The 24,208-nt window shown below is 38.4% G+C and carries 17 protein-coding genes; 5 read left to right on the forward strand and 12 right to left on the reverse strand.

All coding sequences use genetic code 11. The features are described from left to right. Window position 1 precedes the first annotated feature (1 nt). Window positions 2–1,969 (forward strand): M23 family peptidase, encoded by a 1,968-nt coding sequence (locus U2718_RS17625; protein ID WP_342001491.1) that lies wholly within the window; start codon window positions 2–4, stop codon window positions 1,967–1,969. Window positions 1,970–1,972: 3 nt separating this feature from the next. Further along, on the forward strand, window positions 1,973–2,701 hold the full coding sequence (locus tag U2718_RS17630; RefSeq protein WP_342001489.1) for a hypothetical protein: 729 nt from the start codon (window positions 1,973–1,975) through the stop codon (window positions 2,699–2,701). A 326-nt stretch (window positions 2,702–3,027) separates the two neighbouring features. Here the strand turns inward: U2718_RS17630 and U2718_RS17635 are convergent, their stop codons facing one another. The 3 genes from U2718_RS17635 to U2718_RS17645 all read right to left on the reverse strand — a co-directional run bounded on the left by U2718_RS17635 (window position 3,028) and on the right by U2718_RS17645 (window position 5,987). Next, a complete protein-coding gene (locus tag U2718_RS17635) occupies window positions 3,028–4,113 on the reverse strand; it encodes a DUF5895 domain-containing protein (RefSeq protein ID WP_342001487.1) in 1,086 nt (361 codons plus the stop codon). A gap of 141 nt (window positions 4,114–4,254) precedes the next feature. Continuing rightward, window positions 4,255–5,652, reverse strand: a complete 1,398-nt coding sequence (locus tag U2718_RS17640) for a hypothetical protein (protein ID WP_342001485.1) — start codon at window positions 5,650–5,652, stop codon at window positions 4,255–4,257. A gap of 50 nt (window positions 5,653–5,702) precedes the next feature. Further along, window positions 5,703–5,987, reverse strand: coding sequence for a hypothetical protein (locus U2718_RS17645; protein WP_342001483.1), 285 nt, complete (start codon window positions 5,985–5,987; stop codon window positions 5,703–5,705). Window positions 5,988–6,050: 63 nt separating this feature from the next. On the opposite strand from U2718_RS17645, the gene U2718_RS17650 reads away from it, so the two are divergent. Together U2718_RS17650 and U2718_RS17655 are read left to right on the forward strand one after the other, a co-directional pair. Further along, a complete protein-coding gene (locus U2718_RS17650) occupies window positions 6,051–7,913 on the forward strand; it encodes a type IV secretory system conjugative DNA transfer family protein (protein WP_342001481.1) in 1,863 nt (620 codons plus the stop codon). Between the two features lie 9 nt (window positions 7,914–7,922). After that, window positions 7,923–8,048, forward strand: a complete 126-nt coding sequence (locus tag U2718_RS17655) for a hypothetical protein (protein WP_342001479.1) — start codon at window positions 7,923–7,925, stop codon at window positions 8,046–8,048. Window positions 8,049–8,073: 25 nt separating this feature from the next. Here the strand turns inward: U2718_RS17655 and U2718_RS17660 are convergent, their stop codons facing one another. From U2718_RS17660 to U2718_RS17700, 9 genes are all read right to left on the reverse strand, one after another. Beyond that, window positions 8,074–11,778 carry a helicase-related protein gene (locus U2718_RS17660; RefSeq protein WP_342001477.1) on the reverse strand — a complete coding sequence of 1,235 codons (3,705 nt, stop codon included), beginning with the start codon at window positions 11,776–11,778 and terminating at the stop codon, window positions 8,074–8,076. Beyond that, the gene (locus tag U2718_RS17665) at window positions 11,768–14,914 is read right to left on the reverse strand and encodes a hypothetical protein (protein ID WP_342001475.1); all 3,147 of its coding nucleotides are present in this window, start codon (window positions 14,912–14,914) and stop codon (window positions 11,768–11,770) included. The genes U2718_RS17660 and U2718_RS17665 overlap by 11 nt, the downstream gene beginning before the upstream one ends. Window positions 14,915–15,443: 529 nt before the next feature. Continuing rightward, the gene (locus U2718_RS17670) at window positions 15,444–16,100 is read right to left on the reverse strand and encodes an N-6 DNA methylase (protein WP_342001473.1); all 657 of its coding nucleotides are present in this window, start codon (window positions 16,098–16,100) and stop codon (window positions 15,444–15,446) included. After that, a complete protein-coding gene (locus tag U2718_RS17675) occupies window positions 16,100–16,954 on the reverse strand; it encodes a hypothetical protein (protein WP_342001470.1) in 855 nt (284 codons plus the stop codon). The genes U2718_RS17670 and U2718_RS17675 overlap by 1 nt, the downstream gene beginning before the upstream one ends. 48 nt (window positions 16,955–17,002) lie before the next feature. Next, complete coding sequence (locus U2718_RS17680; protein WP_342001468.1) at window positions 17,003–17,746, reverse strand: hypothetical protein; 744 nt, start codon at window positions 17,744–17,746, stop codon at window positions 17,003–17,005. Between the two features lie 482 nt (window positions 17,747–18,228). Then, window positions 18,229–18,567 carry a type II toxin-antitoxin system RelE/ParE family toxin gene (locus U2718_RS17685; RefSeq protein ID WP_342001466.1) on the reverse strand — a complete coding sequence of 113 codons (339 nt, stop codon included), beginning with the start codon at window positions 18,565–18,567 and terminating at the stop codon, window positions 18,229–18,231. Then, a complete protein-coding gene (locus tag U2718_RS17690; RefSeq protein WP_094333544.1) occupies window positions 18,564–18,818 on the reverse strand; it encodes a hypothetical protein in 255 nt (84 codons plus the stop codon). Before U2718_RS17690 ends, U2718_RS17685 begins: the two co-directional genes overlap by 4 nt. Before the next feature lie 31 nt (window positions 18,819–18,849). Next, on the reverse strand, window positions 18,850–19,020 hold the full coding sequence (locus tag U2718_RS17695) for a hypothetical protein (protein WP_342001459.1): 171 nt from the start codon (window positions 19,018–19,020) through the stop codon (window positions 18,850–18,852). Window positions 19,021–19,122: 102 nt separating this feature from the next. After that, window positions 19,123–21,711 carry a DEAD/DEAH box helicase gene (locus U2718_RS17700; protein WP_342001457.1) on the reverse strand — a complete coding sequence of 863 codons (2,589 nt, stop codon included), beginning with the start codon at window positions 21,709–21,711 and terminating at the stop codon, window positions 19,123–19,125. Window positions 21,712–21,949: 238 nt separating this feature from the next. Here U2718_RS17700 and U2718_RS17705 point away from each other — a divergent pair. Beyond that, window positions 21,950–24,208, forward strand: a 2,259-nt coding sequence (locus tag U2718_RS17705; RefSeq protein ID WP_411813317.1) for a hypothetical protein, incomplete at its 3' end; no start/stop codon positions are given.

A 24,208-nucleotide genomic window follows, 5' to 3' on the forward strand; every position in this document is an offset into this window, starting at 1 on the left:
TATGAAGATACCAAAAGCATGGATATCTCTTCTGGTTGTCATAAATTGTATTATTTATAGTATCGCCGCACAAGCTACAATCAACACAATTGGTGATGGCAATTTCCCGACTCGAATTGTAGAAGTTGCAAATCCTCAGTCTCGACTACCTGCTACTAAAGTTTTGCTCCCAGACTGGAGCCGCATTTCTCTGGCCCAGCTACCAGGTATCAGTCAATCCGGTGCAATTGATGGCAGTCCCTACAGCCAGACACTAGGTTATGACCTGAGTCGCACTTGGAATGTGGGTATGACTCCTGACCAATATTTGAAGTTAGGAGATATCAGTGAAGCATTACAGGCAGAGGAGTTTTCTTTGCAGGCGATCCAGGCGATCGCTCTGGGCACACAACCAGAGGCGAACACAGGCATTAACAGTATAGATTTAAACCAAATTGCCTTGAGTGAATTTCCCCTGATTGGGGAGCAGACATTGAGCCATTTAGCTCAGGTTGTTCCAGAATTAGCTAATACACAAGTAAACAATATTACACCTGTTGCAACCTTACTAAAATCAAAGGGAATTACTGCATCTAATTTAACACTAGCTCAGGTACTAACACAGTATGAAGTTGGGCAAATGAAGCTGGGAGAAATCGACTTGTCAAAGTTTTCTATCTCTTCAATTCCTAACTTAGATGCAGTACAGCTACAACAATTTACAGGTTGGATGAATAGCAATGTTTCGGATATTCCTGGTTTGGGACAAGTACCTTTAGGATTAATGCCTAATCCCATCACTGAAATTGGTAGTTCGGTAATGCGGATTGATGTAGTTCATGGGCCAGCAGAAAACCGCCGTAACAATACGATTTCTGGTTCCGATGTGCAAGGGTTTTCTGTGCCTTGTACTGTAAAAGACTGCGCTTATTTAGAATTGGATGATTTGGAAAATGCAGGTCGTAGCGATCGCAGTAAGTTAGAAGGAAAGCAGTGGATTTCCGGTAAATACCAAGAAGTCGAGGGCGGGCGGGGTATCCTGAAAGCAGTGAATAACGGTCGGGAACCAACAGGAAGGCTACCGTTTGGTAAAGCTTTTAAGGTGGTGGTAATGGAGCCGGATGAAACTACTGATACGGTAGATACGGCTTTGTTCTTTCGGTTCTGTGCTTGGCGAATGGGTTGTACACCTTATTTTATCGGGCCTGTTCCTTTTTTCAGCTACAAGGTTAACTCCCTGATATTTGTAGGCAATTTGAGTGAACAGAGGACAAATACTACGTCTTTACCAACTGGAGCTACAAGAGAGCCTAAAGCTAGCATTACCAACCGTACTGGAGTAAGAGAGAAGATTAATCCATGCACGTTTAGTAATGGTAGTCAGTCGATAACAGGTCAATCATTCTCTGGTATTGATTTGCGATCGCTCTTAAATGCAATTGCGGAAATTGAGAGTGTTGGTAGCGGAGATTACAAAGCGATTGGCATACATACCTGTGCAGATGGGGGGTTAAATTGTGGTCGCGCTCTCGGTCGCTACCAGTTCATGAGTTATAACCCTTATGCAGTGCAGTTAATTGCTGCCAAGCCTGGAGGTAAAGAGTTTCTGAGTCAAGTGGAGCAAGGGCATCAACCAACAGAGGCTGAACTATTTGAGTTTTTTCCTCCATCTGACCAAGATAGGGCATTTATGGTTGATATGGCTAACAAAATTCAAGTGACACAAGAGCAAATCGATCCGGCCACAGGAGAGCCATTTACGGGCGATCGCCTAATTGAACGAGTGGCTCAAAAACACTTTGGTGGTGATTACAGCAAAGTTGATGGAAATGGCTCAGATGCCCTCGGTCGTCTCAGTCTCAAAGATTACGGCAAAACCGCTTTAGCTAGTTATCGCAACAGTAATAGCGATAATGGAACGCTGACCTGTTCTCCCAATGTAAATTTTAGCTACATCAGCACTGCTAAAAATACTGAAAATGGAAGGTAGAGTATGACAGATTTATCTAAAACCTCTATTACTTCACCCCATGAGATAAAAGAAATACTTGATACTGATACCAATTCAAAAATACACATTGGGAAAACAGCGAAAGGAAAGGGAGTTTATTCTTCCTCCGCCTCCTCTACTCAGTCTCAACCACTGAAGACAACTGCATATCAATTACCAGCACCTTCTATGAGGGTACGCTACTGGGTTCATTGGTTTCGCATTGGTTTGGGCATCTTTTTGTTGCTGTCGATTCTCATGAGCTTAGGGGGCTGTAGCTTAAATGCGGCAGCCGTTACTTGGAACAAAGCTGCTAATGTTGTGCCTGCTTCAGTAATTGAACAGGTGATTGTAGAAAATACAGAGTTAAATTCCAAAGTATCTGCTAAAAATATACTGGCTTGGAGTGTGGAAGGAAAAGACGGTAGGTTCGCAGTTTTCAACTTGAACACGCCTGATGTCTGTGGTGCTTTGGGATGTCTGTATACTGGTTACTGGCTCAGAAAGGACAAACCAATTACTCAGGTATTCTTGAGTTACTTGAATCCCAATCTGCCAACAGGTAAACATTTGTTGTCAGTGGGAGAGAACCGAGGTCAGGCATTACCGTGCATTAAGGTACTGCAAACCGAGCAAGAGCATCTACGTCAATTGAATTTTTGTTTCAATGGCACCGGCTATCAACTTGCTGATAGTCAGCTTTTCACTAATAGTAAAAATTCTCGAAGTTGATAACTTGAAAGCTGGAAGATAACTCTGCCATAGTCATCTTAGCTACGGCAGGGTATTTTCATCTAAAACCTCTAGGAAATTCCCATTAAATCGGTATCTAGGTCAGTGGTGGATGAAGAGTGCTGTACATGGATAGCGGGGCGTTTAGCCCGTGCTGAGTTAAAATTTGGCCGCCCACAAGTGGATGCTGTGCGGGGCATATACCAAGTACATAAGTACTGAGTGACTTTTAATCTACTCAGGACTCAGGACTCAGGACTCAGAACTCATGACTTAGCACTGAGTAGTGGGTAGTTCACCAGCACAGACGCTATAGTTGCATTGGACTATTCCTCATCATCCAGTTCATCATCTTCCTCCTCAAAATCATCATCGTCTAACTCAGCTTCCAAATCGTCGGTTTCATCGAGGAAGTCGTCATCGTCAATAAGTTGAATTTTGCGAGGTGGCTTGGCTGCTGGTTTGGATTTACGAACGCTTTGAGTTTTGTTCCTATTCTTATTTGGTGGCAATACTTCCACGTCTACAGATACCGATTCTCCTGGCAAAGCAGGTAGGGATTGAGGTTCATTAAAACCAGCGATCGCATCATGTTGTTGCCAAATGAGGGCTTTAGCTGCGGGTTGACCCAAATAAAATTGAGACAGATTTTCAACGGTGGGTTTGGTATAGGCTACAGTCTTACAACAGTCGTGTTTATTCTTACCTTCGCCCTCTTTGACAGCTTTGAACTCAACTTCCAGCACACCTAAGCTACGCCACCTGTCGCTTTTGCCGCTAAATGGCACTTGGAAATAGTCAGCAAAGGTTTTCTCCAAAGAACGGTAAAACTCCTCACGCACCGACTTAAAACTCCAGAGAGCTACATTCTTAAAGCGGACAACGACAGGAGTAGTATGCAGGGGTTGATTATCCTCATCTAGAAACACCAGTGCATGTTCTGAACACACATCCATTGTTTTCTTGTCAAGGTTATGCTTGTATTCATCATAAAGCCCAACAAAAGAACCACCACAATCTTCAACATCTGATTTATAACGGATATACTCTGGTACAAAAGCTAAAACTAGTAACCGTGCTTGAGTAATTAAGAGTCCAGTAACATCTTCAGTTAGGGTGACAATAGTTAGGTCGTTTTCATCAGGCATATCAAGCCAGCCAGCCTTTTCTAGCTGATCTTCTGGAATCAGAAGTCCGGCAGGTTTGTCATTAACGACAATGCCGTAGGGTAGTAACGGTCGTCTAACTTGGTTATAACTGTCGCTGAGAAGTTCTGGGTCAATATCGTCAATATCAAGGTCTGACAATTGAGTGTTAGGAGCTTTAGATTTAGCTTTGGGATTAGAAGCAGCAGTTTTGGCAGTAGATTGATTGGAGCGATTAGAGTTGTTTGAAACCCTAGATTTAACCATTGGACTACATAAATATGATTGCCCAACGCATGAGGCGTTAGCCTCAAGAATTAGTTATTAATTTTGCCTGTAATCTAGCAGTTTTAATGTATAAACCTATCAAATAATTCTAATTTTAAATTGGTATTCAACAGTTAGTTATTATTTTAGTGTTTCATTTTTTGTTTTGTCAAAACCTGCTATGTATACTAATTCCTCAACAGCAATGCGAATGTCAGCTTTAACATTATTAATATCATAATCTCTAGCATTATAACGGCGGTTATGTGCTGATAAATCGCCAATTACTTTTATCTCGGCTATTTTTTCTAAATTTTTACTACGACTGACATTCCATTCAGTTTCTGACAAAAACTTGGATGTTAAATCTTTAAGTGCAAAAAAATCACCATTTACATTCTTAATTTTTGAATCAATTTCATGATGTTCATAGCATTCAATTATTAATGTTTCTATTAAACGTCTAACCATTACTGCACAAGCATCATAAAGCCCCTGTTTGTAACATTCATTTGCCTGGTATGCGACTTTCTCTATATAACCTCTTGTTTTTTGCACTATTTCCATAGGAAAAAGGAGAGATGCTTCTCTTTGTTTTTCCGCTTCTAGAGTAACAGCTTTATCTTCTTCAATATCTTGGCTATCCTGATTTTGCAATGATGAATTAAAAATATGTGAACGTTGTTGCTGCTTTTCCCAAAGTAGATTTACAAGATTTAGCATGAAGCGAATTGCGTCTGTTTTTTGACTTTTGACGATGGAATCAAGACAGATATTACCAGTAATTAAAACGCCTACACCGAAAATATCATTGTAACTACCAAGTATAGGGTACATAGCTCCATCCCAACGTAAATCGCTGGATGTTATCATGATGGTGGTAGTATTTCCAGGAAGTAAAATTCTCAGACGAAAAGCATCATCCACTTGAATAGGTGAATTAACTACTAGTCTCTGCACATTTTTAAATACTGAACGAATAGACTCATCGACTCTTCTTAAATATTTTTCGTTTATTTCTAGAGAAAAATAGTAATTTTTATTATTTATTTTATTCTGTTCATCGTAACAGTTAATAAAATCCTCTCTGTGAAAATCTTCTATAGGTTGACCATCTGGGAATTGTGATTGACTGATAGGATGTCTAATGATAGGTAGCAAAGCTTTTCTTAAAAAATCATTATAAGTAGATATAAATGGCTGTCCGTTTTCACTGCACATGAAGATGACAATACCTCCATTTTTGCGAAAATTGAGAAGAATTTCAGATTTTACTTTCTCTGATTCATCCTGCGAAATAACCTTTAGTTTATTTTCTATAATTAGAATATCATAATTAATATTTTCAAATTCTTCTTCTGTAATAAATTGTTTCTTGGTTGTTTCTGGATAATTTTCTATAGAAGATACAATTGCATAATACAAAGTAACATTATGATATTCTTTTAATTCGTTAACCAAAAGTTGACATTTAATAGGCTCTAAAGTTAATTCTGCTAAATCGGCATAAATATAAAGAATATTGGCTTTTGTTTTCATAATGTTTTCCTCCATATAATTGTCTATATTTTTATCCCCATCACCCAGATTTAGGGTTTAGGTAATTTCCCTTCACGACACCAACTGCCTTCATCAGCCCGCAATTCTACCCTATCACTGATAGCTTTGTCTATGTCTTTTTTAGCTATTACCTCACTGGCTAAAAGTCCAGCTTTTTGTAAGAATGTAATATTCACTATTGAGCCGAGATAAGAACGAGTGCGGAAATAGCAACTGAAAAAACTTGATTTTTCGTTGCCTACACTTATAAAGTTGTCATGTATCTGACACTCCTCTAGAAATAGAGTTTCTAACACCTCTAAAAAAATGTCCATCAGGTCAATACTTTAGCTTTAACTTGGCAGCTAAAATTTCTGTTAAATCCATACTTAACGGCTATGAACCTTTACCACAAGAATCTACCAGACAACCAGATCACTGCTAACTCAACATTAATTGAAGTGTCATCCTTTCAAGCACCTCTGGCTAGCATTGACTTTGGCAAGTTGTTTCAGCAGTATAACAATCCCCAAGGTTGGATGATGATAGGTGGAATGCTCTTCGTTTTACTGTTGTTGCAAATCAGTGGTACTGGTAAAGGAAAAATCACCACTGGTAAAGTCTCCGGTATCAGCGAGAAACTAGCAGCAACTAACCTAGCACTCAAGCAAATCAAGGAGTGCAAACACAATAAAGTTACCCTGTGGTCTGGAACTCCTCGCTATTGGGTAAAAGGTAAATGGCGATCGCTAGTTACTAATCTGCAAACAATGTTAGGTGCATCTCCTAGTGTTTGGTTTCCCAATGCCGAAAGGGGAACACTGGTAATAGGTGCGCCTGGGTCTGGTAAAACCTACTCTACCATAGACCGGATGTTAGAAAGTGCGATGCAGCAAGGTTTTCCGATTTTACTCTACGATAAGAAGGGCGACCAACTACGACTCCATGCACCCTTAGCAGCCCGTTATGGCTATAAAGTACGAATATTTGCCCCCGGTGAACCCTTTAGCGGTGTTATTAATCCTTTGGATTATATGCGTGATGCACGCGATGGGGTAATGGCAGGGGAAATTGGACAAGTGATTAACCGCAATGCTTCCAATGGTGGTAAGAGTGATGAGTTCTTTGCTAAAGCCGGGGACTTATTAGCTAAAGCACTATTGCAGTTAGTTAAGGGTTCACCTTACCCAGATATGGCGATGCTTTATGCTGTGCTGCGGTTGCCAAAACTGGTACAGCGCCTTGACCATGCGGTACAGTCCAAAAGGTTGGATGAATGGGTGGCGACTTCATTTATTCAATTTTTGAGTGCCAAGGATGCAGAGAAGACTATTTCGGGGATTTTGACCACAGCAGCAGGTACTTTCTCATCTTTCATCCAAGCTGATTTGCTGAGGGCATTTATAGGGAAATCGGACATTCCCACTAAGCTTGAAGGTAGAGAGATGGTGGTGTTCAAGCTAGATGATGAACGCCGTAGTGTGGTTGGGCCTCTGCTGGCAGCGGCAATGCACTTGATGATTGTTGGTAATTTGAGCCGTCCCCGCAAAGACCCGTTGATTATTTCTTTGGATGAATTACCATCAATTAAGCTAGACCGCTTACCGCAATGGATTAATGAATATCGTTCTAATGGTGCCTGCTTTATTCTAGGTATCCAAAGTTTAGAGCAACTTTACGATATTTATGGGGATAAAATGGGGAGTGCGATCGCATCAGCTTGTAGTACCCATGTTTTGTTTAATCCTGGTAATTACAAAACGGCTGAAGATTACTCCAAACGTTACGGTGAGAAGGAAGTGCTGATTAAAAATCGTACCACAGGGCGATCGCTTGGCGGACAAATGAGCCGTTCAATTAGCTGGAGTGAGAATTTACAAAAAATGCCTGTAATCAGTGCTGACGAAATTTTGAAATTTCCTCAAGGCAAGTGCGTAATTACCAGTCCTGGTTACAGTTCCGAGGGACAAGCTTCAATTCCTTATCCTTTAATTATTCCGGTGTCCAAAGCCGATGAAAAACGGGCGCATGATAGTGAGGCTCTTTGGGATACACAAGTTAAACCTGCTTTGTCAAGTCAGGTGACAATTCCTGATATTAAAACGCTAACACAAGCATTACATGAACGGATTGAGTCAGCAGCGCGGATGTTGCCATTACCAGAGGAAGATGTAGCACCTGCACAGGAGTCTAGTAGCAGTGAAACTGATGTTTTAGAAAATTTTCCTAACCGAGTTTATCAAACACCAGGATTGCAGTAAATTTTAACAATGCTGTTGTTAGCAAAGCTGACTTTTGACGGGATGGGGAAAAAGGAACTGGTTCGCGTATTTATTGATCGCATGATTGCGATCAGCCGCTGTGGGCGACGGACAATAATTTTACTGGTGGAGTAGCCAAAATTATCTAACTCAATCTTACTTATTGTGAGAGAATTAAATTGAGAATATTCATTTCTTTCGATTGAAATATTTGATTTTCATTAAATAAGTTTTTTCTTAATTTATCCATCACAGCACTATTAAAGACTACATAGGGAATATTTTGATAATTAGAGTCAATTGGCAAAATATTGTATGCTAAAGCCAGTGTATAAACATACTTAGCCAAAATATCTCTGAAAGATAGATTAGATACTATTCTCTCATTTTCAAAATAATCTTCAAAAGCGTGGAATGAGATAAAGGTCTGTATAGGCAAGGCGTAATAACGCTCTGATGAACGTGAAGTCTGACTTAGTTTTTGAGAACGTTCTAACTCACTAAAAAGTGTTCTTGCTAAGTCTATTAGGGAATAAGCAGCACTAGTAATTTGTTTTGGATACTTCCCAGATTTGACCAAAAGTCCAAGCTTCTTGATAAAGTCTTCATTCCGCTCAGGGTCAATAATTTTTTCTAAATCGATATAATTAGTTTCCTTTACCAACTTTTCTGATAACGGTACAATTAGCAAACTTCCTCTGACATATGTTTGCTCAATCGGTGGAAGATTAAGTAATTTATCAAGACTAGTCTCCATTTGGGATAAAACGTGAAAGCCCATTGAAAAATAGGATACTTCTTGATTTTCGGAGAATGATTCTTTTTGAGAATAAGGAATAATTTCGGTTTTTTGAACAGAAAGCAATTCATATAAAGTATGCTCGATATCTCGTAACAAGCTATCTTCAGGTTGCTTTTTAAACTCCTTACGGATTTCTCTTAATAAAGTAGCCAATGAGCCAATAAAGGTTTCTCCCGCTTGGCTAATTGATTTACCACCAATAGGAATAATAACATATCGCTCTCTGCCTATTTGTCCTGAACCCACAATTCTGGTCATAATAGAGGCTTTGAGAATAATCAGAATATTTAGTACATTCAAGCAAGCCTCTTGCAATGAAAGATTTGCAAGTTTTTCAGATTCATCAGCACTTAAACGGTTTCCGTCTTCATCAAGTTTTTTAGGGTAATATATTGCTTTATCAGATAAGTAAAAAGTCAAATTTTTATCGCCTTTATCTAGTTCACCTCCTCTTCCTCGGTAAATTACTTGTATTATTTCCATTAAGTTTTGCTCAATTTGGAAACCAGGAATTTGTACCAGAATATATTTAGTATTAGGGAAAGACAAGCCACGAGATGCTGAAGCAGTCATAAAGACTACTTTTATTTGTTCTTGATTTTGATATCTCTGAATCTCAGCTTCTTCCCTATCTGACAAACTAGCGTGTATTTCTAAATACTCTTGATATAGCTTAAAGCTCGGTCTTTCTTTGGAAATATTAGTAATTAATTGCTTAAGGCTATCCTTATTTTGAATATAAACTATAATTTGACCATCATTAGCTTTCAGTAGCTTCAAAATATCATTTTTTATTTTTTCAGCAACATTAGCATCTAACTTGAAATTGTCATCTGCAACTTTTTCTGAGTTTAATGATTGTATAAACACTTCATAATTAATGGTCAGCTTGTCAGCAGGATAGGAATTTGCATTAATTAGAGTTGCCGGCTTACTTAAAAATTCAAATTCTTCAATTGATAAACATTGACCCATAGAATCTGCAACTTGCCTAACAAATATTTTGTCCCCTTGAACCTGGTTGTTAGCAAGATGACTGTTAACTACGTCTTGTATTGTCAGTGATGCGTCAGCAGTAATTACCTTTATATTAAAGCCATATTCAGGATTTAATAAATCATATTCTTCAATAAACTCTAAAATGCCATGCAAAAAAGCTACTCCTTCTTGGGAACCTGTAATTTCGTCAATCATAATGAAAATATTTTTCATACGATTAGCGATTGCTTTCATCCTGTTTTTGATAATTCCAGGTGGCTTGCTTGAGGAATTATAAGCACTGCTAAATATTCTACTGAAATGCTTTAAAGTATTACCGTAGCGAGTTTCCTTAAGTGATTGAATTGACGCAGTAGCAACAATATTGTTAGGTAAATCATGATTAATAATACAGGTGTGAATCGCTTCACATAAAGTTGCTAATACTCCAACTTGGTTACGTCTCTCCACTTGTATCAAGTTATCTGCATATCTAACTAATTCACTTGAAAGCTCAAATGGATTGTCTTTTAAAGTATTAGCATCTAAGAATTGAACCTGTCCTATTGAATTATTTCCGTGAAGTTTATTGCTATGGTATTCAACAGCATAGCGCCCCTTTGCATAATCAATTATTCTTTTGTTTGTATTAATACAAATCAAATTATCGTCAAATAATTTTAGGTCTGGTTTTTCTCTAAACTTCTCGATAATATCCCTGTTTACCTGAATACGAGGACTGATATATATCAGGAGCGAACCTTCATTTAGCTGTTTAATAATTTGCTTTGCAACTGCTGTAGTCTTACCAATTCCGGGATTTCCGGTCAAAAACAGAAATGCTATTCTAGAATCTGCAAGCGCCCGATGTATTAACTCTGCATGAGCATCTCTGAATTTGGTTTCTGTTAGTTGTAGGGATTGCTTTACTGATTCAGGTACAATACCAGCCGTATTAAAGAAGTGTTTTTCCGCCTCAAATACTTCAATATTTTGGATGTGGCTTATTGTATCCTTTTTGGCTTCAACTATATCTTTAACGAACCTTCTACCATCCTGAAAGTTTCTAGCCGCGTTGCTTTTAATAACTTCAAGTACTTTGCTGCGGCTATCATTAATATCTTTGAAACTTTTATCTTTGTAGATTTTGTAACAAGTTTTTAATATTTCCAGGCTATCTTGACCATCATCTTTTTCTTTAGTGAGGGTAATGCCATTAATCATCCTGTCACTATACCCAAAACAGTTAAACTTCACTGGGTCAGTGGAGGATATTTTACCTGATGATAGTAAAAATTTATAAAAGCTCCAGGCGTAACTACAGGCTTGGATAACCTTAACAGCTTCTTTATCTTTCGTCTTGAAAGCAGAAAAGTATTGCACCAATTCCTTGGAGTAAATCTCGTTAAGCTTATTGTCCTTGTCGCTACTGTTACCAGTATCTATACCAAGTCCACAAAAGCTAGATTTGGATCGCACATAGTTCAACTCGGTACACAATGAATCTTGTAAAGTTTGGATATTATTTAAGTCAGTTACAGAATGAATAGCTGAAGTGGTAAAGGTGGATAAGTCTACAGTCAAGATACGATATTTACCCAAATACCGAGTCAATAAGAGGGTATCAGCTTTCAGAAATTCACCAGTGTCTTTGTAGCGATTGATATCTACATTTTCAAATCCCTGGCTCTCCAAAATTTCTTTGTAGCAAACTATTTCATCTCTGTCTAAAATACCAAAGGAGTTGTCGCCGTAGAAGTCACACTGAAAATAAAGAATTTCTATTTTGCTTTTATTACGCCAGCCAGTTGCTTCTATATACTCTCTAATAAAGCTATAGCCTGAAGTCCAGCCTTTTTGGATAAACAACTTTACCCAGTCTCCTATAATCTCCTTATGAGATTTATCTATATAATTCTTGGTAATAGCTTGTTGTATTTTATGTAAATATAAACTACTTAACGGTTTTAGATAAACATCGTCATAGGAATGTTGAAACTTTGAGTGTTTAAAATAAGTTAGGATGCCGATATTAAAGCTTATTTCAAATACCCGACCTAAATTAATGCCTAAATCATCTGCCATAAAGCGCACTCCTGATGCTAGTCAAAAAGGCTAGGTTATTAAATTTGACGTTTCTATTGGAATAAGTGTAAATAGAGATTGTACCGATACCTTCATCTCCAATTAGCTTACTGTAAGGATTCAGCTTAAATGCTATATTTCGGTTAACTTCGTATCTAGAAAAATGAAATAAAGTAATGTACTGCACAATAGCTTGTTGCAAAGGTGAATTTTTATCCAGAAGACCTGCCATAATATCTCTGGTATCAGCAACATCATAAATATTTAATAAAGTACTGTAACAAACTACACTGTTAAAAAATGTGCGTTGCTTGTCTACAGAACGTCCTGTAAAAAGGTTAAGGAATACTCTAGTTTGTTGGCTTTTATCTTTAGATAACTTTTCTAATTCTTCAGTATCAGGAATGTAAAAAGAATCAACTGTTCCAGGAGTTAAATTTAGGGCAGGATAAGTATCCATAAATATTGGATACAGCTTAATATCTGGTTTGCCTTGTTTAAGATACTGAACTACACTCTGAGACATAAAGAATAATGAATCTGGGTCGGATTCCAATTTAGTTATACCCAAGCTTCTACTATATGGAGCTTTGGCTATATATAGAAAATGTTGATACCCTTGCTGGTAAAGCTTGCTAATTTCATCTTTAATAATCTCTGGCTGGGTATATATTTTCGAGTGTGGTTGATTATCAGCAAACGTTTTGATAGTTTCAATTTTTACTGCTGTATCAGATACCTTATTAATGACAATAATTTCCCCATAAATATTAGAAATTCTGGCTGTTTTGTCTTTCTCATCCCAAACAGCATCACTTAACCAGCTAGAAACTACTATAATTGCTAGTTTATTCAGTTGAGGTTGATAACCTCCTTTAAACTCAAAAGTTTTGGGGACTAAACCGTACATTGATGACAAAGCATTTTTGACACGGAAATCAAAATCTGCTGGTTTATATTCTCTATTTTGTGTTTTATTATAGTTATAATTTTTAATATTAATTCCTTGAGTATCGGCAAGACAATCTCTGCGTAAAATATGTACTAATGCTTTAGATAAAGAACTAAGAAATATTTCATCTTCCGTCGTATCTTGAATATCTTTTAAATGCAATCTAACAATTGGAATAAACAGTTTCTCATTGACAGGCTGGCTATTGAGGCTGATTTGTTCTCGACAAATATTGATACACAAGTAAGTTAGTAAAGTAAATACCTGCCTATATATTCTTGCTGCTGGGGATTGACTATTATTAAATATAGTCTCTCTAGCTTGCTTAGGTATCCAGTAAATAGCAATAAGTTTTTGTGATTCATAATATTTTTCATATATGGGATGGTTTTCCCATTTCTTTGTTTCGGGATTGTAAGCAATAGGGTAAAATACGCCTGGTAATACTTTAATTCCTGTGGTGTCATATTTCATTGAAAAATTTTGTTTATCGCTATCTGTGAAATAGCGGACATCATCAAAAGTAAAAGTAACAGCCAGCGAGGTAAGAGATTGCAAATTAACAGTAGGTTGCACAACCTCGATATACCCTAAAGCCTCTCTAGCTTTTGCTTTGGCTTGTGATTGGTTTTCTTGATTTAGATCAATTTTAAAAAAATTACGAGACTTGAGAATTTTTGCAGCAGTTTTATTGAGAATAGCTGTGTTAATACATAGTTGAACTGATTTAGATAAAGGAGGTAATATTTCTTTCTTTTTAAGAAAAGTTTGTAACAGATTTTTTAAAGATGCTAGCTTCTGTCTAACTTGCCAACCATCCTGATTCAATATTAAATTTCTGATGTTGCCTAGCACATTTTTTACTTCTTCATCAGAAGTAGCACCTGGTTTCAATTTGTTTAAAACATCTATCTCAAACTTGGGAATAGGGTTATAATCTTTATCAGCTACTTTGCCATCTTCATCGACGCCAAAAATAAAATAGTAGAGACAAGCAATAATTAAAACCTTTGTTTTAAAGTTTTTAGATTTAACTGGATCTTGCAATTGCTCTTGATGCCGCTGACTTGTAGGATCAAGTTCAGACATATAGTAATCAAGTACAGATTTTTCATCATAAGTATTTACGGAACCATTCAGCTTTAGCCTCAACCCCAAATTAAATTCTTTAATGCCTTTTTCTTTATCTATGCTTTCGCCTATCACTCCTTCGTACTCAGGGACGACAGGCAACTTATCAAAAGCATCTGCTTGAGAAAAAGCTGTCCTAAGATTAGTCGCTGTCTCTAATAAATAACTAACTTCAAAATGTGTATTATCTAAATCGGGTTCGTTAATGTAATCTGATAGCAATCTCAACCGATTAATTAAAGTCTCTAAACATTCAAAACCTTCGGTGTTAGAGTTGTGTATATTAGTTTTCGCACATTCTGCTCTCAAATAATCTAGATAGTCTATTTTGATATCCCGTAACAGTCTGGGTAGAGATTCTGTATCTACAATTCTTCCAATTTCAGTTACTTCAGAGTTCTTTCGTTGTGAGATTTCTGTTAAAAGTTCCGTTACTTCTTGCCAATCATCGCTATCAGGAGCAGCTATTTTATCTATATAAAGTCTAAGGCTTTCTAACAACTTATTATCAAACTGCGAGATGCCTTCAAATCTGACATTTAAATGATGAGCTTTGATGACTGATTCACTACCTTTGCGTCTATCTTCAGCCAAACTATTTTCAATAGTTAAGCGTTGGGATGTGAAACTATAAGGTTGGTTAAAAGGATAGTTCAATGGTAAAGATGGCTGATTATTAAAATCAGACAATGAGCTACAAATATTTTCTAAGCAAGCTTGGGTTTGATTTTGTCCACAAGCATTATCAAGTTGTTTTCTTAATTCATCTACAATGACTTGAATTTTAGAGTAAAACTCTGTTTCTGAAATAAAATTGACAGTTGCAGCTTTAACACCTACTTCTTTGTTTAAAGTATTTAGTGGTTCCTGGTTTGAATTAATAGCAATTTCATATGCAAGTTCATAAGCAGATATCCGTAGTTTATTTTTATCTGGAGATAATTTAAAAATTTTCTTTCTTTGAATTAATTGTATAATTTTGTCAAGCAACGGAATATAGTTTAATTGTGCTAAGGGATTGGAACTTTCCTCAAAAGTATGTTTTGATGTCATTATGCAAGTATATTTAAGATTAGGTGTTTTAACTCGCGCTTATCCGGTGAATTATAGTATAAATGTATTCAAATGAGCAATTGAGGGCAAAAATAGCGAGCTTGCCACCATTTGCCATGCCACTACCAAAAGTATTGCTATACAAGGCTTTCAGAAAAAAATATTAAATTCTACACTATAAGTTTTTGCGCGATCGCACCCTAATGAGGTTGGGCTAGTTGGACAATGATACCAGTGAGTGCATCAACATCAACTGGCTTTGTGATGTGCCTTTGAAATTTTGCCTGAAGTGCTTTAAGCTGGTGGAGTTCTGCGGCATAGGTTGTCTGTTGCCGTCGTGCCTTTGTAGCGCCAACGGCGGTAAACTACTCCCACATCTTTTGGTCACAGTTAAAAGATGCCAGCTTCTTGTTATTCCCTGCCAATCTGACTGCCAACCTGAGTGGTGTCAAACTGAGCGGTGTCAACTCGGAGAGTGCTATTGAGATGCTCCCCGATGCACTCCTGTAATTCACCTGTAACTCCTGAATTATTTTAGTCCAATATGATTTTGCCAAACTTCTGTTATAAACTTTTTAAATTCTTCCATAATTAGCGGTAAATCACTATCAATTTCTTGGGTTTGTTGCTCATTTGTCATTGAACGGAAGAGACGACGACCTCGACTATCAAAACCAATTTTATCCGCAACTGCCATAAAGATTGAGTAGTCTTCTGGTATTGGTAAATCTCCACCTTTGCGCTGAAGAATTAAAAAGCTGGTGATAATTCCCAATCCACATTCTACCTGAAAGTTTTCTGTAGGTAACTGAATGGAAGCAATTAGCAAAGCCATGTCTTCTAATAGCCATCGGCGAAAGTGTGCTTGGTTAGATGAAGACAGAATTCCATTAGATACCAAGATACAGACTATTTCACCAGGTTGCAATTGATTTAAACACTGTTCTACAAACAGGCACTCTTGTTCTGCTTGGGTTTTCAACTTGGATGTAATAACGTAGCTTCCATCTCCGTGTTTTATCCATTTATAAGCCATCTCAAATCGGGCTAATTCTGAATCGGAAGTGAGATTAATTTTGCAATAGGGAGGATTGGCAAGTGCTACAGTAGGCAAGGAAATTGGCAGAGGAGGATTACTAACACAATTTTGAAATAGTTGTTGCCATTCAGTAATTTTAATTTCCATCAAAATAAACTTCCTTGCAACATATTTTCTGATTTAGTATTTTCATATTTGATACCATTAATTAGCAAACTATTATTTAGCTTCGGTTTAGGTGTTGATGCGGGAGTTTCATACTTTAAATTTGGTCGGATAAAAGAAATACCCTTGCCAGTCAAGGTGTCTCCGATGACTAAATCTCCACCCAAACTAGGAATAGGCAATGCCAAGTAGGGAGCGTAAAGCATGAAGTTTAAACTTGCTATTTTTATTAGTAGTAAATCCCACTCCCAGCCTGTCAAACTGATGGCATAATTGGACATTTCCAATGCTAATCTTCCTGTACCAAGTGCTGGTTCATATATATGAAATGGTGCTATTGCAGCAGAACTTTCAACCGCTGCAATAGCCATTGTCCTGGCTGTCCAAGTAGGAGTAGGATAGAATTTAGCTCTCGATTGTCCGTAACGATTAACAGCCAACAAATGACCGAAGTAATCGAAGGGACAAGAAATCAAAAGCTTCAGTTCCAGTTCTTGAATAAGACGATTACTCGCACCGTTACATCCCTCTGGCTTATGAGGCAATTTAGCAATGCAGGGATGCCCTAGAGCATAAAGTAACCAGTCAGTGAAATAGGGAATAAATCTGGAAGGACTGCCACATCCACCTATAGAAATAGATTGCAGACAGCTTGAGAGCATCTGTAAAACTTGAGGATGTCCTAAGTCTAAAAACTCAGTTTGTGGTATTTCTTTAGGTAGTTCTCCAGTTTCCATTGTCCATCGCCATTGCTCCCATCTACCTTGATATTCATCATCTAATTTCAGTAGTTTTGATAATAGCCATCCATGTTCAAAAGTTGATTTGAGTACCATTGGTGTTATCTTTAATAAACATTTGCCAATGGCAGAGGCATTAGCCTCTTAAATCTTGACTTCTGGAATAGCTTCTAAATTGACCATTGACGATAACTCAGGAATGACTATGTTTGATTGTGATTTTTCATCTTGAGGTTTAGTCAGTAGTTTAATTAACCATTTTTCAGTCTGCATCTGCTCCTTTTTATTCCAGCGTACATTTAATCTTTGGGCTGGTTTCACAGGATGTAATGCTAAAATTACGATTTGTATTTGGTTAGGAATAACTGAGTATTGTCTAGCCGTAGTCCACAACTTTACCCGGTCTTGCCAGCTTAAGTAGGGATGGCGTATAGCCCATTCATAAAGCCTGGGAATACCTTGTTTAAATGCTATATTTGTTAATACTTGAATAAAGTGTTTGTCGTCATTAATTGCAAGAGGTGCAATAACTGGATTATCGACTAATAACTTTTTCCGAGATTTAAAAATTTCTGGTGCAAGTTCCTGTGTTTGAGAAACCCACTGAGCAATTTGAGGATAGGCATTTAATAAAGGTTCTATAGGAAGTCCTAAAAATAGTTGTTTCATCACCAAAGAGAAGTTATCTGCAACTATAGAGTCAAAGGCAGAGCGATTTGGATGATATTTTTGACTGGGGAATAGGACTTGTTGCTGTGTTTTAGTAATTTGTTGAATATCGGCAAGATTAATTACTGGCATGGTGGAGAGAATATAACATCTCTCCAATGCAGCGGTAAGCTGCAAATTAATTATAGGTACAGCCAAGATACAAGAATTAGCTGTCAATCAAGGACATACACCTATTCGTCAGGCAGTCATTGATTACAGCATATTATATTTAGAGATCGATCAGATTGTTCGGCGGTTGATTGCTATGCACTCAGCGATAATACGGCTAATATCAGGTAAATCAAGCACATCTAATAATAACTGTAAAATTACTGCACTAAATCTGAAGCAGTATTGTATTGTCACTTTGGATATTATTCAGTCTATTAGAGCTTCAATATGCGTTAACCAAAGGCTTTGGCGTACCCTTACTCTTAAGCAAGCTACGCGTAGCGTCTCTAAGAGTTGCCATCGCTCCGTTTTATTTTTATTGCTCTCATTACTTCTTTATTTGTTACAAATGTTGTTTTTCTGCGAAAGGCGGGCGATTGCTCTGCAACGTGGTTTGGGCAAAGGAGTGTAGGCGTAGCCCGTCACCATCAGGCTACGCCTACACTCCATATCTTGAGGAAGATATTGTGGATGGAATGTCAATACGATCAATCCTCTACTTCCGGCTCACCAATTGTCTTCTGTGCGCCATGACGAATATGGAGAATTCTCACCGTGGGAACAGGCTGATCTTCAAGAACCGTAAATAGAATACGATAGGTTTGCTTTCCTTGCCCGTAAAGAAGCTGACGAATTTCTTGACTAAAGAAGGCATCCTCTCGAGCGATTGGACAGCGCCGAGGCATTTCTTGCAGAGAGACGATTGCTTTAATTAGCCCTTGATACCAGAGTTGAGCGCGTTCATCTGTGGTAGACTGAGAAAAACTTAAGAATGCGGCATCCGCTTCGGCTTTCGCAATGCTAGAGAAATCAATGCGGTACGTCATGCTTCAAGAGACAATCCATATTTCTGATTTTGTTCAGCAATGAAGTCCTCTAAACTCGAAAATTGTCCTTGCTCAAAATCATCAAGCCCACGTTGGATTCCCTTTAAAGCCTCAAAAAAATCTTGATCGTCCAAACTCAGTCCTAAAGTCAGCACCGCTAGCGCCATTTGCGAAATATCTTGTCCAGTACTTTCAGCACGCTGTCGCAACAGTGCCTCAACTTTCGGTGGCAGATCAAGTGTAATGGACATTGTGAGTTTTACCTCAGTAATACTGGTTTTATTATAGCGATGCCTGCGGCGGGTGTAGCTGCGGCACCTCTTTGTCGCTGTGGCTAGAAGCACTCAAAAATGTGGTAAGGGAAAAACTACCGACTGTCAACGCCCAACCAGAAGTAGCAGAAGCAATGCTCAATCGATTTAATCGAGCGTAGGCGTAGCCCGCCGCAGGCATCGCAGACTTGGAGGCAGTGATTGAGTATCTGGAACAATAAAATCTGGAAGTTGAGCGATGTCTACGACGATGCTTGTGTCAAACATCAGGTGTAGCGATGGGCTAAGTTTTGTCGGAAGCGATCGCATCTAACAACAGTAATCCCATTTGCTTCAATAAAGCAGTGTTACCATCAGGGCAACCATGTTGAATTAGGCACTTGGCACAGCCAGTATCGCAGTTGCAATCCTGTGCGATCGCTCTCGCAGCACCAGCAAGTTTTGGCAAATGCTTAAACACAGCCTCAGCCGCACCATTACCACCATCACTGGTATCATAAAAATAGCCTGTGTAATTGTTATTTTCCCCTAACTCCTTCACTACTGTAAAATTCACCTGTTTTGGGTCAACTCTAGCCACCAGCTGTAACGCTCTCATAATTTGATGCCCAAAGCTGTGGATAGCAATCAAGGTAGTGGAATATTCCCATAGCTGTTGATAGCCTGGTGGAATCGGTTCTCCACTGCGGGTTAAATTGGTTCTAGTTTCCAAGGCATTATGCTGGAGGTATTCCCGCGCACTTGAGTTAATCGCTACTTTGACCATTGGTGCGGAAAATCGTGTACGGAAAGGCTGCTCAAACTTTTCTTCTGACAGGGTTTTCACAATTACAGCCTTACGTGTGAGTTTGCTACAAAGTGGACAACGACGTTCTTTAGGTAGCGGCTCTTTGTAGTTAAGACACCGCTTGTTCAAACAAGTCTGCTCATAGATTTGGGTCATTAAACTGTAACCACTGGTAATGTGCTTAACTTCACCAAAACTAAGTTCCAGGGTTAGATATTCCTGACAGTCATCAACTTCACTGAGTTGAGAAAACAGCAATGGTAACTTCACCGGATCTGTCAGCACTGTTAGGCTACTAGTTTCTGATTCTGTAACTGCAACTGTAAACAGTGAGCTATCTGCTGTCTGTTTTAAAATTGCTTGTTTGCTGTTCAAGTCAAGGGAGATGCACTGATAAGTCAGCATTCGTCCATTGGCATCTTGTCGTTTGTAGATGGCTTGGGGATGGACTTCTCGGTGAGCAATATCTTCTGAGATTTCCTCCAGTTCTTCCCCAGATTCTGCGTCTACTAGCTTGATGCTAGTTTGGGATAAGCCACCCCGAAAGTTAACATCTTTATGGGGATAACCCTTTGCCCACAGTCCATTACGACCTTTATTTAGATGCCCTTGGGCTAACAGGAGTTTTGCTACCTCTAGAGCGGCTGTGCCAAAGTAGTGCTTTATTTTATTAGTAGGAATACCAGTTTCTGCGGCTGCACACATCAAATGTTTAGCAGCAAAGATGGGATATTCGTCATTAAAGAACACTTCTTCTGCTTCTGGCGATACCAGCATTTCTGGATGTTCTGCTACATAGCAGTCTATGGGATTGAGAGCATTGGGAAGCAGCACTGTCAGTCCAGACTGAGAACGTCCAGCTCGACCACTGCGTTGCTGGTACGCCATTTTGGAGCCAGGCCAGCCACGCAAAATACAACATTCTAACTCTGGTAGGTCAATTCCGGCTTCTAATGCTTCTGTGGCAATAATCCACTTGATTGTGCCAGACTGGAGTTGGTCAACTACTTCTGCGCGACGCTCAGAAGTTATGCCACTGTAGAATGCGGCTACTTGGTTTGATTTGAGTAATTCTGTTAGTTCCCGCACGCTGCGACGGGAGTTACAAAAGGCGATACCTGACTTACCTTGATTGAGCAAAAATTGAATTATTCGAGCGGTATCACCAGTCAGATTGTAACTGGGCTGAGTAACAATTACTTGTCTAGATGGTGAAGCTGCTCCACTTTTGCGAATCCAAATCAGGGGTTTGGGGTTGAGTTTAGTTGGTTTCAAACCAGAGATTTTCAGAGCCAGTTGTTTAGGATTACCACAAGTGGCACTCAGGAAGATAAATTGCAGTTTCTTGGAGTCGCCACCGTAATGATCTATTGCTAGTTTAATGCGACGAATCAGCCAGGACATATTTGCGCCATAGCTACCTGAGAGGGTGTGAGCTTCGTCAATTAATATGTAGCGCAATCGCTGATAAAAGTTTGCCCAATGCGCGGATTTCCAGGCTTGCTTGAGTTGAAAATGGATTAATTCTGGTGTGACACCTAATATATGCGGTTCACTCTTGAGGATTTGTTCTCGTTTTTCTGATTTGACATCTCCAGTGATCATTGCCAGTATAGGTCTGGATTGTATGGGTATGGTAGAGAGTAGTTCAGAGATTTTGTGGAACTGGTCTAGCGCCAATGCTCGTAGTCCATAAAATGCTAATGCTCGATGTTCTTCATTGATACAACCTTCCAGAATGGCGGGGTATGTGCTGAGAGTTTTACCACTGGCTGTGGGAGAGGTGAGGATTAAACTTTTACCTTGTCTAATTGCTTGTAAGGCTTGAAGTTGGTGAGAGTAAAGTTGGGTGATTCCTAATGATTGAAGTGCTTTAATTAATTTATTTGGTAGGTCATTAGGGATATTTTTCAGATTAGGTTCTTTGGCAGAGATAGCCTGTTGCCAGAGTAAATCTTCACCTATAAATTCAGCAATATCTGTTGGTTCAGTAGGATGGTTATTTGAGTTGGAATATTCTGTAATGGGTGTACTAGGTGGTGTCCAAAAGCTTTGCAGTAAGGCACTATAATTGGGCGTGTTCATGGCGGTGTTTTTCGCTCATTGCCCTAAAAAATCCCCCAATGGGGGAGTGAGACTAAATTACGATAAGTAGTAGAGTCAACCCTGCCCAAAAATGTCTTTTATACGCTAAGACTGAAACTAAGATGGGTAAGTTCTTTAGCAAATGCTTTCTATCATCAAGTCAGTTAGCAACTATACAGTATAATAGTTTGAAAAAATCAACGTTTAGGTCAATTATTAGCGTATTAGGGAAGAAGTTGTGGAACTAAATAGTCAAAATCTACACCCTACCTCATCTGATTTACCTCAAGTACCTCCAGCGGACTGGACAACGACCCGTAGGAAAATACTCTCCTGGCTGAATCAAAATAGTAGCTCTCTAGCAAATTTGTATGAAGGTGCAGTTTGCTTAACTTTTGGAATCCCAATTCCTGGTAGATTAAGATTTATATCTCATGCTGTTCGTGAAATTCGTAATAGATTGCCTGATTCTATTCCTAAAATAAGTGAAAGACTTGAATATAAAGATGAAGTTGAAAACCTAGCAGATATTTGGGAGAGTAATGGCTTTGGTTTAGATGAAATATCTTTAGAGAGTGAAGAAATTACTATTAATTTTCAAATATTTAGTAAAATTCAGCAACTTATAAAAAAACATAAAGCAGTAAGATACAACAATAAAACAAGAACCTTTCTATTTTTTGAATTATGTATTTCTGAAAATAAACTTGACCTGAATATATTAGAACCTATAGTCAATCACTACTGGGAAATAACAGAGTGGTTTATGGAACAAACACATGAAACACATGATAGCGGCAAACCGAAATTAGATCCTGATGATCTGAAAATCCGTCATCAATTTGAGTTATTTGAGTCATTTCTCGCTACATTTGCTCAAAATTTCTACACTACTGTAGATAAACTTGATGAAATCTTACAAGAAGACAATCCTCAGCAGATAGAGAAAGTTATAGGATTCCTGATTCACCCACAGCATTTTAGTTACTTTTTCAATCGTCTACAAAATCCAGAGTGGATTAAACCGTTAAAGGATAAAGGGTTTTTCAAGAATCCTCCGCAAATTATTGAGGATGTTAGTGAAGGCACTATCAGCTTTCCTATGTGGCCTCAGTCTCGTTATCTAGCGCGAATGGCTAAATACAAGCCGAAAGAGGTTCTAGAAATTGCACGGCAGATAGAAAGCAACAATCCCCGTGTCCATGAAGATTTTGCTGATGCTGCACTTGAGATGGCATCACAAGAAGCAGTACAATTAATTCCTAAAGTTAAAACTTGGATTGAATCATTATACTCATCCTCTGTACTTCCAGAGAAAGTTGCTGCCCTCATAGTACATCTTGCTCAAGGGGATCAGATTAAAAAGGCACTAGAACTGGCTAGAACATTACTTGCTGTTATGCCAGATTCTAGTTTGAACAATGGGGACGATAATGACAACAATGTTTACCTTCCCTTGCCTAAACCAAGAATACGTTTCAGTAACTCGCATTATCGAAGAATTTTAAAAACTTCAGTGCCAGAATTAGTAAAGATAGTGGGTGAAAAAGCGTTAATTATGCTAATTTTTCTGCTTAATGATGCGATGAAGTTCTCTAGACGTAATGCAGAAACTGAGGAAAAGCAGAATAATTCGCCTATCTTGGAGGATTACTCACGTATCTGGCGATATGCAATTGAGGATCATCCTCGAAATCACCATCCTTATGATGTTACAGAAATTTTGCTAGAAGCAGTAAGGGATACAGCAAAACAGATATTAGAACAAGATCGAACGAAAATCCGAAATATTGTTCAGAAGTTGGAGGAGCGACGCTGGCGAATTTTTCATCGCATCGCACTTTATCTGATTCGTGAGTATCAAGATGCAGATCCTAATTTGCTGATTGAAAAACTGGTTGATTCTCAGCGATTCACAAATACTAGTTCTTACGAAGATTATGAATATGCACACTTACTCAAAGATAATTTTGCTCAACTTGCTGTAGAGAAACAAGCGCAAATTCTAAGTTGGATTGAAAATCCTGAACTTGACTTGAATTGGCAAGAAGATCAAGAGAGAAAAGCTGAATGGGTTAAATATTGGCAGTTGCACAAACTGACAATAATAAAAGATAGTCTTTCAACATATTGGCGTGAACGCTATAACGATTTAGTCAATAAATTTGGCAAGGAGGTTGAACTTTCAGATATTGTTTCTGGAGGTGTAGGTGAGGTTAGAGTCTTAGGTCTTGGAAGTCCCAAGACTGACTCAGAATTAGAATCTATGAGTATTGGGGAGCTAGTTGCCTTTCTTAGAATATGGGAGCCAAATTCTACAGATCCTTTTGAAGAGCCATCACGCTCAGGGCTAGGATCTGCTCTGGAAAGACTGGCAGAAAAAAGTCCTGAACGTTATGCACAGGGAGCCGCTCAATTTCAAGATATACACCCAATATATATATCGAATTTGCTTAGAGGTCTGTATCAAGCTTTAAATAATCAATCAAGACAACAG

Origin of the sequence: Chlorogloeopsis sp. ULAP02, from assembly GCF_038404745.2 — a bacterium.
Taxonomy (GTDB): domain Bacteria; phylum Cyanobacteriota; class Cyanobacteriia; order Cyanobacteriales; family Nostocaceae; genus Chlorogloeopsis.

Bases quoted from the DNA above. Each gene is read 5' to 3' on its own strand.
- U2718_RS17625 (WP_342001491.1), top strand. From the start codon at position 2: ATGAAGATACCAAAAGCATGGATATCTCTTCTGGTTGTCATAAATTGT.
- U2718_RS17630 (WP_342001489.1), top strand. From the start codon at position 1,973: ATGACAGATTTATCTAAAACCTCTATTACTTCACCCCATGAGATAAAA.
- U2718_RS17635 (WP_342001487.1), bottom strand. From the start codon at position 4,113: ATGGTTAAATCTAGGGTTTCAAACAACTCTAATCGCTCCAATCAATCT.
- U2718_RS17640 (WP_342001485.1), bottom strand. From the start codon at position 5,652: ATGAAAACAAAAGCCAATATTCTTTATATTTATGCCGATTTAGCAGAA.
- U2718_RS17645 (WP_342001483.1), bottom strand. From the start codon at position 5,987: ATGGACATTTTTTTAGAGGTGTTAGAAACTCTATTTCTAGAGGAGTGT.
- U2718_RS17650 (WP_342001481.1), top strand. From the start codon at position 6,051: ATGAACCTTTACCACAAGAATCTACCAGACAACCAGATCACTGCTAAC.
- U2718_RS17655 (WP_342001479.1), top strand. From the start codon at position 7,923: ATGCTGTTGTTAGCAAAGCTGACTTTTGACGGGATGGGGAAAAAGGAA.
- U2718_RS17660 (WP_342001477.1), bottom strand. From the start codon at position 11,778: ATGGCAGATGATTTAGGCATTAATTTAGGTCGGGTATTTGAAATAAGC.
- U2718_RS17665 (WP_342001475.1), bottom strand. From the start codon at position 14,914: ATGACATCAAAACATACTTTTGAGGAAAGTTCCAATCCCTTAGCACAA.
- U2718_RS17670 (WP_342001473.1), bottom strand. From the start codon at position 16,100: ATGGAAATTAAAATTACTGAATGGCAACAACTATTTCAAAATTGTGTT.
- U2718_RS17675 (WP_342001470.1), bottom strand. From the start codon at position 16,954: ATGGTACTCAAATCAACTTTTGAACATGGATGGCTATTATCAAAACTA.
- U2718_RS17685 (WP_342001466.1), bottom strand. From the start codon at position 18,567: ATGACGTACCGCATTGATTTCTCTAGCATTGCGAAAGCCGAAGCGGAT.
- U2718_RS17690 (WP_094333544.1), bottom strand. From the start codon at position 18,818: ATGTCCATTACACTTGATCTGCCACCGAAAGTTGAGGCACTGTTGCGA.
- U2718_RS17695 (WP_342001459.1), bottom strand. From the start codon at position 19,020: ATGCCTGCGGCGGGCTACGCCTACGCTCGATTAAATCGATTGAGCATT.
- U2718_RS17700 (WP_342001457.1), bottom strand. From the start codon at position 21,711: ATGAACACGCCCAATTATAGTGCCTTACTGCAAAGCTTTTGGACACCA.